The sequence below is a fragment of the Pseudoalteromonas sp. SWXJZ94C genome (assembly GCF_015864385.1).
GTDB lineage: Bacteria > Pseudomonadota > Gammaproteobacteria > Enterobacterales > Alteromonadaceae > Pseudoalteromonas.
Genome location: NZ_JADYXF010000001.1, coordinates 139,009 through 151,490 on the forward strand (window position 1 = coordinate 139,009; position 12,482 = coordinate 151,490).

The 12,482-nt window shown below is 34.7% G+C and carries 9 protein-coding genes; 6 read left to right on the top strand and 3 right to left on the bottom strand.

Annotation, left to right across the window (positions count from 1 at the left end; all coding sequences use genetic code 11):
* Positions 1–117 precede the first annotated feature (117 nt).
* Genes I6F65_RS00625 through I6F65_RS00635 form a run of 3 tightly spaced genes read left to right on the top strand, consistent with a single transcriptional unit; the run spans position 118 to position 2,239 of the window.
* Positions 118–405, top strand: coding sequence for a hypothetical protein (locus I6F65_RS00625; protein WP_024609597.1), 288 nt, complete (start codon positions 118–120; stop codon positions 403–405).
* Positions 402–1,997: a PepSY domain-containing protein gene (locus I6F65_RS00630; RefSeq protein WP_197111020.1), complete on the top strand. Its 1,596-nt coding sequence runs from the start codon at positions 402–404 to the stop codon at positions 1,995–1,997. The genes I6F65_RS00625 and I6F65_RS00630 overlap by 4 nt, the downstream gene beginning before the upstream one ends.
* Positions 1,994–2,239 carry a hypothetical protein gene (locus I6F65_RS00635; protein WP_024609599.1) on the top strand — a complete coding sequence of 82 codons (246 nt, stop codon included), beginning with the start codon at positions 1,994–1,996 and terminating at the stop codon, positions 2,237–2,239. Before I6F65_RS00630 ends, I6F65_RS00635 begins: the two co-directional genes overlap by 4 nt.
* Before the next feature lie 20 nt (positions 2,240–2,259).
* Here I6F65_RS00635 and I6F65_RS00640 read toward each other — a convergent pair whose 3' ends face one another.
* On the bottom strand, positions 2,260–3,093 hold the full coding sequence (locus I6F65_RS00640; protein WP_197111022.1) for a patatin family protein: 834 nt from the start codon (positions 3,091–3,093) through the stop codon (positions 2,260–2,262).
* A gap of 298 nt (positions 3,094–3,391) precedes the next feature.
* Between I6F65_RS00640 and I6F65_RS00645 the strand changes: the two genes are divergently transcribed.
* Positions 3,392–4,324, top strand: coding sequence for an SMP-30/gluconolactonase/LRE family protein (locus I6F65_RS00645; RefSeq protein WP_197111024.1), 933 nt, complete (start codon positions 3,392–3,394; stop codon positions 4,322–4,324).
* 46 nt (positions 4,325–4,370) lie between these two features.
* Here the strand turns inward: I6F65_RS00645 and I6F65_RS00650 are convergent, their stop codons facing one another.
* Positions 4,371–5,834 carry a diguanylate cyclase gene (locus I6F65_RS00650; protein WP_331461326.1) on the bottom strand — a complete coding sequence of 488 codons (1,464 nt, stop codon included), beginning with the start codon at positions 5,832–5,834 and terminating at the stop codon, positions 4,371–4,373.
* A gap of 225 nt (positions 5,835–6,059) precedes the next feature.
* Between I6F65_RS00650 and I6F65_RS00655 the strand changes: the two genes are divergently transcribed.
* Positions 6,060–6,956 (top strand): cation diffusion facilitator family transporter, encoded by an 897-nt coding sequence (locus I6F65_RS00655; RefSeq protein WP_024609603.1) that lies wholly within the window; start codon positions 6,060–6,062, stop codon positions 6,954–6,956.
* A 65-nt stretch (positions 6,957–7,021) separates the two neighbouring features.
* Here I6F65_RS00655 and I6F65_RS00660 read toward each other — a convergent pair whose 3' ends face one another.
* The gene (locus I6F65_RS00660; protein WP_197111026.1) at positions 7,022–11,533 is read right to left on the bottom strand and encodes an EAL domain-containing protein; all 4,512 of its coding nucleotides are present in this window, start codon (positions 11,531–11,533) and stop codon (positions 7,022–7,024) included.
* Between the two features lie 348 nt (positions 11,534–11,881).
* Here I6F65_RS00660 and I6F65_RS00665 point away from each other — a divergent pair, with 348 nt between their 5' ends.
* Positions 11,882–12,436, top strand: coding sequence for a hydrolase (locus tag I6F65_RS00665; RefSeq protein ID WP_197111027.1), 555 nt, complete (start codon positions 11,882–11,884; stop codon positions 12,434–12,436).
* The last annotated feature ends 46 nt before the right edge of the window (positions 12,437–12,482 follow it).

Genomic DNA, 12,482 nt, shown 5'->3' on the forward strand with positions numbered 1-12,482 from the left:
TACAACTAAAATTTATTTAATGAATTGCATTAATACACAAACAAACAATACAATAACAATAGTTATCATTTGTATGTGCGGCTTTGTGTATGTACTCGCTAGTTTTATGGATAAATAATGAATAATAAAAAAACGTTTAACGCAACGCGTAGACGGCACTTTTTGGCATGTGTGCTTGCACTTATTACTGCCGTTATAATAATTCCTGGAATGACTACTTACTTACCATTTGGAATGAATGAGCAAATTTTATTGCCGATTTTATTGTTTCCAATAATTTGGACTGCGTTATTTATTTATGCTTATTTAGCGCAAAAGGTGTGGCAACCTTTTGTAGTTATGCTTTTTTTGTGTGCTTCACATGGATTAATGAGTTTTTGGGCGTTAACGCAGGGGCAAGGATGAAATCGATTACTTTAAAAAAGCTATTTTTATTACATAGCTGGGTTGGCATAGTTACTGCCGTATTATTATTTATTATCGCATTTAGCGGTGCATTGGCTGTGTTGTCGCGACCTGAATTAAAAATTTGGGCAAACCCTGAATTACAAACAAGCCAATACGTACCAAGTACTCAAGTTAGCCGACTCGTGAACGAATACTATAAACAAGTACCAAGCGAATTTGGCGAGAATATTCATGTGTATATGCCAAGTGGGCATAATTTTTACTTATTAACGCTGGTGTATGAATCTCATCATGGCGATGAAAATTATAGCGAGGAGGTTGCAAAGGTATTTCAGTTTCATCCAGACACTTTAGCGTTAGTAGATACATATTACGGGCCGAGCAAAGCATTTTATGCTGGTAAAAAAACCGATGCCCCTACTTATATTGGTGAATTTCATGCTGATTTACACTTAGGACGACCAATAGGTTTAATACTTACTGGGTTTTTAGGTTTAACGTTACTCGTTAGTGCAGTGACGGGCTTGTTTATTCACCGTAAATTGATAAAAGAATTATTCACTTTTAGGCGTGGTAAAGGGCTTGAAATAGCAATAAGTGATGCTCATAAAGTAATTGGTATTTGGGGAAGTGTATTTAATGTCGTTATTGGTTTTACAGGTGCATTTTTAGGACTAGCAACCATTATTTTATTACCAGCGGCTGCATTTGTAAGCTTTGGTGGTGACCAAGATAAGTTAATAGAGACTTTTACTGCAATTCCTGAAACAGTGGTTAGTCACGTTAAGCAACCTACAAAAATAGACACTATTTTAGAAAATGCCCACAGTCGTTACCCCGATGCAATAGTTAGAGATGTAACAATAATGGCGCATAATGATGCAAACGCGCAGGTATATATACGTTTGTTAGGTGGTGAGGCTGTCGCATCTCAGTTATTGCATTATCAAGGAAATGGTGAATTTGTACAATCGATGAGTAGCTTTGGTGATATTTCAGGTATATCGATAAAAGTAATAGAGCTGATGTTTCCGCTGCACTTTGGTAATTTTTCGGGTATTTTTGTTAAATTACTATGGGTATTACTCGGATTTAGTACGGCACTATTGCCTATATCGGGAATGATGATGTGGCTAGCGAAACGTACTCGTGGCAGTAACCCCACTTTAACATTGAGTGCTTATGCTCGTTGGAACCGTTTTATAATTGGTAGTTGTGGTGGCTTAGTGTTGGCAAGCTTTGTATTATTTCCAGTACAAGTAATACTAAATTACAGTGTAAGTGGTGCTGCACAAAATGCTTATTTTGGACCGATATTCTTTTATAGTTGGTTAGGGTGGTTACTTATTGGATTACTTCCTATGCATTATAAAAACTACTTTAAACTAACACTTTTACTTTGTGGCTTGGTGCTTAGTGCTGTATTACCGTTAAATATTTTATTTGGTCACAGTAATATTATTAATTTTAATAGTGGGCTAGTCGCAGTTGTCGATGCCAGCTTTATGCTGGTGGGTATAGTATGTATTTGGTGTGCTTTAAAAATAAAAACGTCAACAAAACCATATTTAGAGGCGCAAGTTCCATGAATGAATTATTGATACTGACAGCTATGGTGAGTTTATTATTAATGATGCTGAACCTGCGTAAAAATACAATAACACGACCGATTAAAGCATTGTTTTGCACTATATTATTTATAATATCAGTAATGTGCTTTACAGGTGTTTATGGTTTTATTGGTGGCGTAATTTGTACCATCGCAGGCGCAATGGTTGCAGGGCTACTAACTGCAATAATTGCCGGTAAAGCCCCTCAGTTATTAGATTAGATTTATTTTATAATAGGGTGTTAGCCTAAATATGTTTTAGCGGCTTCAATACCCATATTATAACCACTATTAAGTATTTCAAATTTTTTAGTGGTGCGTCCAACTTTAAAGTTACTAGGTGGTGCAATAATATTAATTTTGCAGTCATTAGGCGGATTCATAATGAAGTCGATGCTTTTATTATAAAAATCAGCTCTGCCTAATGTTGTTTGTATTAGCCCTGGGTAGTCTTTATATATTTTTTTAGTAAGCCAAGGTGCTTTACTTGGCTTTTTACGATACCCCAAACACTGAGATAAAATAACGGTTATTTCGCGTGCACCCATTTCATACGCTTTTATTACAGGGATTGAGTTGGCTACACCGCCGTCGGTCATTGCTATATCGTTAATTATTGGATTGTCTCTGTATGCAATTGGAATTGCGCATGAAGCTTTTAATTGATGGACCATATCGTTACTGGTGGCTTTTAAGTATTGTGCATCACCTGATTTTATAGCAGTCGCTACAATGTAAAACTCATGTGGGATTTGCTCAAATACTTCGGTATGCAGACGCACTTCGCGGATTGTTTCTTGCCATAGCCAGTCTAAATCAAATAAGTGACCCCCTTTAATAAAGCGTGCTAAATTAATAAACTCAGGACGACAAGAATAATCGGTAATTACCTTGTAGTTACGCATAGGTTGTTTGCATAAAAATGCTGCGATATTGGTTGCACCAGCCGATACGCCAAAGTAGCGCTCGAATGGTTGATAGTTTTGCTTTAAAAACTGATCAAGTACACCTGCAGCAAATATACCGCGCATAGCACCACCTTCAACTACAAGCGTATGTTTTGTGTTATTAATCATAATCGTAATTCCCTTTTATTCATTATTTATGGTATCAATTAACCGCCAAAAGAGCGAGAGAAGGTATGTGCGCACAAATATAAAGTAAGTTCAGGGCTAAAATTATTTATAAAATTAATGCCGTAATAAAGAGTAATTTAGCCAAGTAAGCATGAGAGGGGAACTCGATAGGTTTTTATATATATACTTAAAAACACTGCATATATCAGTATTTATACAGCTTATAGCGTCGCACAGCTTAATGTTTTCTGATAAGGTTTAGATCTTCAAGTTTTTGTTAATAAACAGAATAATAATTATGCTAGATTTTAAAGTAACAGTATTTAATAGCACGCAAAATCGATTGGGAGAGAGCCCTCTTTGGCATCCTCTGCTTAATACGTTATTTTGGGTAGATATTGATAAAAAAACTCTGTTTAGCAAAAAAGTAGATAACGCTTCAAAAAAAACTTTAAACACAATATCTACCGATATTAAAAATATTGAGTCGCAAACTCTCCCTATTATTAATCAAGTAACGATGCCAGATACAGTGACTGCTATTGCTTGGTTAAATGCCGACTATTTAGTACTTGGCACAAATACGGGTATTTATCGTTACCATATAATTAGTAATACGCGAGAGCTAATAATAGCTATAGAGAACGATCAGCCAAATACTCGTTCAAATGACGGACGTGCCGATCCTTGGGGAGGTTTTTGGTTAAGCACCATGCACGTTAATGCTGAAAAAGGGCAGGGTAAAATTTATCGTTACTATAAACAGCTAATTGAATGCGTAGTAACAGAGTTAACAATTCCGAATGGGTTATGTTTTGATAAACCTCGCTTGCGTGCCTACTACTGTGATTCACTAACAAGTTGTATTTATATGTTGAGCCTTGATGCGCAAACTGGAGCGCCAAACAGTGCTGCACATGAGTTTTATCGCTTTGACAATACAGATATTGACCCTGATGGTTGCGTTGTCGATAGTGAAGGTAATTTATGGTTAGCAGTATGGGGAATGGGTTGTGTTATATGTTTGTCGCCAGAAGCGAACATAATAGAAACTCTGGATATTGCAGCAATAAAACCAACATGTACGGCATTTGGCGGTGAAAATGCACAATTGCTATTTGTTACCTCGGCTTACGATAGCGTCGACAATTTAACCTGTGATGTACAGGGCACGGTATTGCAAATTTCAGGTATAAAAAGCGGGCAGTTTGAGCCGCCAGTTGTACTTTAATCTAAATATTGCCACTCAATAGTAAGTTGTAAACAGTAAAGCCGATTTATGAATTTTTATTTTGGTTACTTATTACAAATTCAGATACTTTATTTCGACCCGTTTCTTTAGCTATATATAACGCTTTGTCGGCATTATGAATAATGCTCTCTGGGGTCGTTGTCTTATCAGGTATTAAAGTATAAAACCCTATACTAAGTGTTACGTGTTTAGCTACGTTTGAATAGTTATGGTTTATTGCTAACATGGCAATTTCTTTTTGAATAAGCGCAGTAAACACTTTGCAATTTGTACTATTGGTTGCAGGCAATATAATAGCAAATTCTTCACCGCCATAACGCGCGGCTAAATCGCCTTGTCGCTTACATAAATTGTGCAGTGAACTTGCAACTCGTTTTAAAGTTTCATCGCCTCGCTGATGCCCGTAATTGTCGTTATAAAGCTTGAAAAAATCGATGTCGCATATAATCAAACAAATTGATTGTTTGTGGCGTGCGCAACGTTTAATTTCATTTTTGAGCGTTTCATCAAACCGGCGACGATTAGCAATATTTGTTAATCCATCAGTGTTTGCCAACTCGTTAAGCTTTTGATTGGCATTAATTAGTTGCCGTTGAGTCTGCTCAAGCTCTTCTTTGTAGTTAATGTTTTTAAATGCATTTGCGATCATTTCGCCAACGAGCTTTAACCGAATTAGGTCAACATCACTCCAATCTCGTTGTTTTTTAACGCAATCGCAGCCAATAAAGCCGACTATTTCTTTGTCATACCTTAATCCAATACAAAGCACTGATTTGATTTTTTGTAATTCAAACTCATCTTTTTCAGCTTTAGCTTGTTGCGGTAATTCGCTTGTATCACTGGCTTTAAAAATATGTGTAACGTTCATAACATCAAAAAAATAGGGGAGTTCGCTATCTGGCACATTTTGTAATCGATCAATAAAAGGAGTTACCCCTTCGTTGACCCATTCATGTGTATTAGACATGCTTTTTCGATCGTTACTAAACTTAAATAAATAGCTGCGATCTGCATGGCAAACATTGCCAATAGCTTTTAAGGCATAATCAATCTGATCGTTTATATTATCGTTTTGTATATCTATTAATTCGGTTGAAATTTTAGAAATAATATTATCAAAGTGATTCTGTTCATCAATATGCGTATGAATATGCTCAAAAGTAATCAACGAAAGAGTGTTACTGAGATTAGCTAGTTTAGCGTTTAGTCGTAATTTGTCTTTTTTGATATTTAAGATTATGTGGTTATCTGTATGCGGATTTATGTAACGATCGAAAAGCGCATCAATAGAAAATCGCTTTTTACTTTGAGGGCTCATAAACGTTATATTAACTTGAGCACGGTTACATAATTTTTCTTCATCTATATGAAAGAGCTTTTGAGCCGATTTATTAGCATAATAAGAATTAGTACTATTATCATGTAGTAAAATTGCAAGAGGGAAGACAGATAAAGTATCTCGCATCTTATTTATTGAATATACCTCCACTCATCTCTCCATATTTATATATCTAGTTATTATGTAAAGTATTTTTACACTATGATTTTTATACCTGTTTAATTACTTTTAGTACAGTATTATCCATTTAACGAATTTTTTAGTGCGTTTATTTAGTCTACGTATTATAATTGATACTGTATATCATTACTCTTTTCTCAATAAGCCTTTCTAAAGGCTTATTTGCATTTTTAGTATAGGTAATTCAAGCATTTCATGACAGAAATCACTACACACCAGGCTTCTCGCCGTCGGCTATTAATTGCTTTGGCGATCACGTGTTCGTTCATGTTTATTCAAGTCATTGGCGCATATTATTCAAATTCACTCGCGGTACTAGCCGATGCAGGGCATTTGTTTGTTCATAATAGTTCGCTTTTTATAGCTTTAATAGCTTCAAGCTTAGCGATCCACTTTGCTAAAACCTACAACGATGGGCATCAACGGGCAGAACTGATTGGTGGACTCATCAATGGCTTTTTATATTTAGCAATTAGCTTAGTCATTTTATACGAAGGTGGCGAGCGCTTTATCCATCATCATGAGGGACATGAACTCGCTATAAATAGCTTTTTAATGTCGACTATTGCTGGTATTGGCTTTTTGTTTCATGGTGCAGCCGCTTGGGTTTTATACAAAGGACGTAAAGCGAGCATTAATATTTATGCAGTATTTTTACATTCGTTTTTTGATTTAATTTCAACGGTTTCGACCTTTGTTGCTGGCATACTTATTTACTTTACTGGTTGGGATATCATTGATATTTTATCGAGTATGCTAATCGCATCTTTTGTATTGTTTACAGGCGTTAAAGTTATTATTAGCTGTATAAAAGGGTTGCGATTAAATAAAGCAAAACTTCCTAAAGTAACTGACCTAGAATACGAAATAACCCATATAGAGCATGTTCATAACGTGCACAATGTCACTGTTACGCGTAAGTACAAAGATATTGTTGTAGGTGCTCACGTTGTGCTTAAACAACACTGTACGATTGAAAAACATGATGAAGCATGTCGCTTAAAAGTAGAGCAACTGTTATCTGAAAAATTTAATGTTAAAAACAGTGTATTACAAATAGAAAGCCACGAAGAACATCAGCATATTCACTAACTATCTAAGTTCAATAATTATAGCTCATAGGCTTTTTAAATAAGCGTATGAGCTATTTTTAATACTTAAATTAAGTCGATAATCTTTATAAAACAATCACTCGCGCGTAAATTTTTAGCGCTCATGGGTTTAGCAAAATAATAGCCTTGCTGTATATGACAACCCATACTCGTTAAAAATGTCATTTGTTTACGTGTTTCGACTCCTTCGGCAATACAAGACAACTCTAAATTTTCAGCTAATGAATATATTGTTTTAATAATCGATTCGTCGCCTTTTTCAATCCCGATACTGCTTACAAAGCTTTGGTCAATTTTAATTACATTAATAGGAAACTGGCTCAAGTACGTAAGCGAGGAGTAACCTGTTCCAAAATCGTCAAGTAGTAGCTTAAATCCTATTTTTTTCAGTTTCTGTAACTGTTTTTCTGCTTTAACTTTATCTTCTAGTAAGGTGTTTTCTGTTATCTCGAGACGAAGTTGTATTGGGCTTATTTGCTGATCACTAATAATAGACAGCAAGCGCTCTGCTATATTTCCTTTTAAAATATGCTTTGGTGATAAATTTAAAGAAATATAAAACAAAGGGTTGTTACTTAAAATTGGAGCCAATTCAATCAGCGCGCGTTTTAATGCTTGCTCAGTAAGTGACTCTATTAGCCCTGTTTCTTCGGCAATAGGAATAAAATTAGCAGGAGAGACAAGCTGCCCTTTATTTTTCCAACGCATAAGTAACTCAACGCCATTAATTGTTCTTGCTTGTACGTCGATAATTGGTTGGTAATTATTAAAAATAAGATTGTCTTTAGCTGCGTCTTTTAAATCGTTTTCAAGAAGTAACTTTTGTTTTATTTTTTCATTCATTTTTTCGCTGAAAAACTTAAACCCATTTCTACCATTTTGTTTTGCATGCATCATTGCTACATCAGCGTTTCTTATTAGAGTATCGGTTGAATTTGCATCAAAAGGGTACAGTGCTACACCAATACTTGCCGATATATTGATAGAAAAGTCCTCTATAACAACTTTATTAGCAAATTCATTACTTATACCTTTAACCATTTGGTTTAAAGAGTGTATTGACTCTATATTTTGAATAAGTACTAAAAACTCATCACCGCTTTGTCTCCCCAAAGTGGCGTTGCTATTAAGGGTTTTATTTACACGCTGAGTTATGTTGAATAGTAGTTTGTCGCCAATGGCATGCCCAAATGAATCATTAACGGGTTTAAACTTGTCTAAATCTATGAATAAAACAGCACACTGAGTATTATTTTTTTGAGCTTCCTTAATCGCGTTTTCAATTTTTTGATACATTAAACTACGATTAGGCAAGTGCGTTAAAGGATCGTAATTTGCTAAATAACGAAGTTCATCTTCGGCGCGTTTTTGCTCGGTTAAGTCAGATATAACAACCACATAGTAACTTACTTGATTGTTTTCTTTAGCAACCGCAGTAACACTTAAGTGAATAGGATGATTTTTATTTTTTGTTGTATTTATATATGTATCTGTTCGCCAATTTTGTTTTGGTTTTAACGATTTTAGTTTAGCAGTAAACTCTTTACACTTTGCTTTACCCATTGCATTAATAAACAGTTTAGGGCTAAGTTTGGTTGTATCTTTTGAGTTTGAAAATGTATCAATAAAACTATTATTAGCTGAAAAAGGCATTAATCGATCGTCTAAAATAAGTAGCCAATCGTTTATTTGACTAAATGCCTCACCTAAAATACTTGCCTGTTGCTCGTTTGCACGTTGATCGGTAATGTTTGTATATATACCAGACACATACATAGGCTCTGCTGACGATGTTTTATATATAACCTGCCCGGTATCTTGGTACCATAACCAATGTCCCGTTTTGTGGCGTAAACGATAAGTGGCTTGCCAATGTTGCTGTGGCTTATTTTGCGTTATATAAGTAACCCACTGGCTTTCGAATCGTCTGCGATCATCTGGGTGTATTATCTCTAAAAAGTCCGTTAACGGTATTCTATCTGGTAAATCAGGATAGCCTAACTCACTGCCTCGTTGCGTGTTTACCGAGCCATCTTTAAAGCTATAGTCCCATATACCACTTCTATTATTACTTAGTGCTAACTTAGTTTGCTTTTGTGAGTTTGCCGTTGCCCTATGGGCTTTTCCAATCTCAATTTGTCGACTTCTATATTGCCAAAAAATAAGCAGTAAAATAACAATGATACACAATGTATAAAAAATATAGGCTATTGGTGATTGCCAAGTTGCATAAGCAACATGAAATTGCAGTGCATTAGATTTGTTATAAGTAGTGCCATTTAAATTGTGTGACGACACGTTAAGTTTATAATCGCCAGGAGGGAGTTTAGTAAAGAAGATTTTATTTGATTTTAAATTTTCATAATTTAATGAGGTTGGTCCAATTAAAGAAACATCGTAACGTGTTTTATCTATGTTCTGAAAGTCAAAGTTAGAAAAACTGATTTCTAAACCAATATCATCATGTTTAATTTCCAAAGGTATTAGTGAGTATTGAGAAGGGTGATAACTAACTTTTCGTGATAGGAGAGTTACATCTGTTATTTTAGTTTGCAGTGGTTCACTATCAGTAGGTTGCTCTATAAAATCAGCAGCATTAAATGAAAGCGCGCCATAACCGCTGCCAAATACGAGGTTGTTGTTATTTAACTTTCTAGCAGCAACAACATTAAATTGACTCACCGAGAGCCCATCTTTAATAGTGTAAGCCGTAAGTGCTTGTGTATCTACATTGAGGCGGTAAAGCCCATTTTTACTACTAATCCATAAAAAAGAATATTCATCGAGTAATAAGGAGTAAATAGACTCTGTTTTTAAGCCATCTCGCATGCTCAAATGGTATTTTCTTTTATAATTATTAGCATCTACACCAACCAAGCCTTCTTTCGTTGTTGCAAGCCATAAAATATTGTTTTTATCTATAATCCAATCGTCAACAGTATGATAATTTTTTCCTTGTACGTTTTGTGCTGTATATATTGTTGTTAGGGTTTGTGTTGACTCTTTATATCTATATAAATGAGTTGAAGTGCCTATTAGTAATTCGTCTGGATGAGTGCTTAGCGGTTTATGAAAGGTATACGCGGTTAAAGGGTTTACTTGATCTTTAAGCCCTTCGATAACAGTTGTTTTTTCTGTTTTTGCATTAAAAATAAAAAAGTTATCATCGGTAAAGTAAGCAAAAATATCATCGCCTATTTGTGCAAGTCCATAATAATTACGAGGCATCCCTTGTTTTTCATCTTGATGTTTTTTAGGGATTATTTTTCCTGTTGTTTTATCAAATAATACCAAGTCATACATGCGCACTAGCCACAAAAATTTTGACTCAGAAGTTAAGTGAGCAGGAATAATATTAAATATAGCAAAATGACCATACTCTGCTTTTTTATCGTCTGATTTAAGGTAGGTTTTAGATTTTTTTGAATTATTTAATATATGGGTAATACCATCATCAGTTCCAAACCAAATTGAGTTATCGTTATCTTGGTAAATAGTATTAATAACGTTGTTACCGTCCAACATTATTTTATTAAATCGCCTAGTTTGAATTGCCCATGTAAACACGCCTTGAGTACGCGATGCCAGCCAAAACATGCCCGTTTTATCTACCATTAAACTGTTTATGTTATCTTCGGTGATATTAAATTTACTGCTACTAAAATTTAAAATAAGCTCGGTGCTGCCAGTATCCCGATAATATTGAAAAAGCCCTTGTTCTGTTGCTATAAATTCGCCATAGGGTGTGTTTTTATAATCTGAAATATTATAGCTAGAGATAAGTGTAGATACGTTAGATGTGTCTAAAAGGCGATAATTATCAAACCCTATAGCGTACATACCTTCAACTGTACCTACTAACAAACCAAATTGAGAATCTATTGCTAAAAACTTTATATTATTACTGTCGGCGGTATCGAGGGTAGTTTGATGCAGGTTTATTTTAGCAATACCAACACTGTCTAATTGTTTAACATATAAGCCATTACTTGTTCCTATATACAAACTATTTTTATATATATTTAAAGCGCGAATAAAATTAGTCTCCTCTAACATGCTAACTTCAAGAGTGAGAGTATTATCGCTTGGGTTGAATATGTAAACTTGATTACGTATTGCAAAATAAAATACGTCTTCTTTTTGTGCCATTGCTGAAATTGAAGAATATATACTTGATTCTGTAGGAGGTTTTCCGGAATAAATTTTAGTGGTAGCTAGAGTGGTTGGGTTAATTAAATAAGCCCCCGAGAGCTCTGTTGAAACAATTATGTGCCCATCATTAGTTTCAAATAAAGTAGCAACACTGTATTCATCTAAGCCTAAACCACCATCAAAGCTTTTTACATGGTAGCCATCAAATCTATTTAAACCTTGCGCGGTGGCTATCCAAACATAACCTAAATCATCTTGTAATGACTTGGTTACATAGCTATGAGATAAACCTTCCTCGGTTGAAATTCGTTGCAATTGCTGAGCATTATCTTGGGTTGCAGAAGCATTCCCTGTACAAATAATTGCAAAAGTAATGATAGAGAAAAATAACTTGCTAAAGCTCACTAACAGACGCACCTTATTAGAATTGTTGTACCTGAATAAATACTGAATATAGCATAACTTTTTATATTAAATATACTTACTTAATATAGAGTTGCAACAGTAGATTGAGTTTTAAGTCGTATGTTTGTTTTTAGCTAAAATTAAGTCAGTACTACATAGTTATAACGCACTTAACAATAATAGCTGTACACAGAGATAATGCATGTATTGAGTTGGTTATGTACTTTACGTTTCTTATGGATGAAAAGTTAAAGCTTTGTTCAACTTTAATATTTAAATGTAGGTGCGCATTATATTAATTTTGGGTTAATCTGTATAAATAATAACTTAAAGTACAAGTGAAGCTATATGAATATTGTACGTAATGTAGATGCTACAAAAAGTGTATTGTTGATTATTGATTTACAGGAAAAATTAGCCCCTGCAATCGGTGGCTTTCCTGATATTTTAACCAACACACTAAAATTATCGCAGGCAAGTGTTATTCATAATGTACCTGTTTTAATTTCTGAGCAATATAAAAAAGGCTTAGGTGGTACGCTTCAACAAATAAGAGATGGTTTACCGCAGGCTAGTTACTTTGATAAAACACATTTTAGCGCATGTGCTGAGCCTGGATTTTTAGAGTTATTAAAGCGTTATGAACGTCCTCAAATTGTAGTTGTTGGAACGGAGGCACATGTTTGTGTGCTACAAACATGTTTGGATTTATTACAAAGTGGTTTTGATGTTTTTGTCGTTGCTGACGCTGTTGGATCACGTAACAAAAACCATGAGCAGATTGCTATCGAACAATTAAGACAAGCTGGTGCTGTAATTTCATGTGCGGAAACGGTTATTTTTCAGTGGACTAAAAAAGCAGCAACGCCTACATTTAAGAAAGTACTCACTGTTATTAAGTAAGTTACTTATATGTTGGCAATAAGATAAAGGTTTATAAAATGTACCA

Excerpts from the sequence above, each read along its gene's own strand:
- I6F65_RS00625 (WP_024609597.1), top strand. The coding sequence starts at position 118 with ATGAATAATAAAAAAACGTTTAACGCAACGCGTAGACGGCACTTTTTG.
- I6F65_RS00630 (WP_197111020.1), top strand. The coding sequence starts at position 402 with ATGAAATCGATTACTTTAAAAAAGCTATTTTTATTACATAGCTGGGTT.
- I6F65_RS00635 (WP_024609599.1), top strand. The coding sequence starts at position 1,994 with ATGAATGAATTATTGATACTGACAGCTATGGTGAGTTTATTATTAATG.
- I6F65_RS00640 (WP_197111022.1), bottom strand. The coding sequence starts at position 3,093 with ATGATTAATAACACAAAACATACGCTTGTAGTTGAAGGTGGTGCTATG.
- I6F65_RS00645 (WP_197111024.1), top strand. The coding sequence starts at position 3,392 with ATGCTAGATTTTAAAGTAACAGTATTTAATAGCACGCAAAATCGATTG.
- I6F65_RS00655 (WP_024609603.1), top strand. The coding sequence starts at position 6,060 with ATGACAGAAATCACTACACACCAGGCTTCTCGCCGTCGGCTATTAATT.
- I6F65_RS00665 (WP_197111027.1), top strand. The coding sequence starts at position 11,882 with ATGAATATTGTACGTAATGTAGATGCTACAAAAAGTGTATTGTTGATT.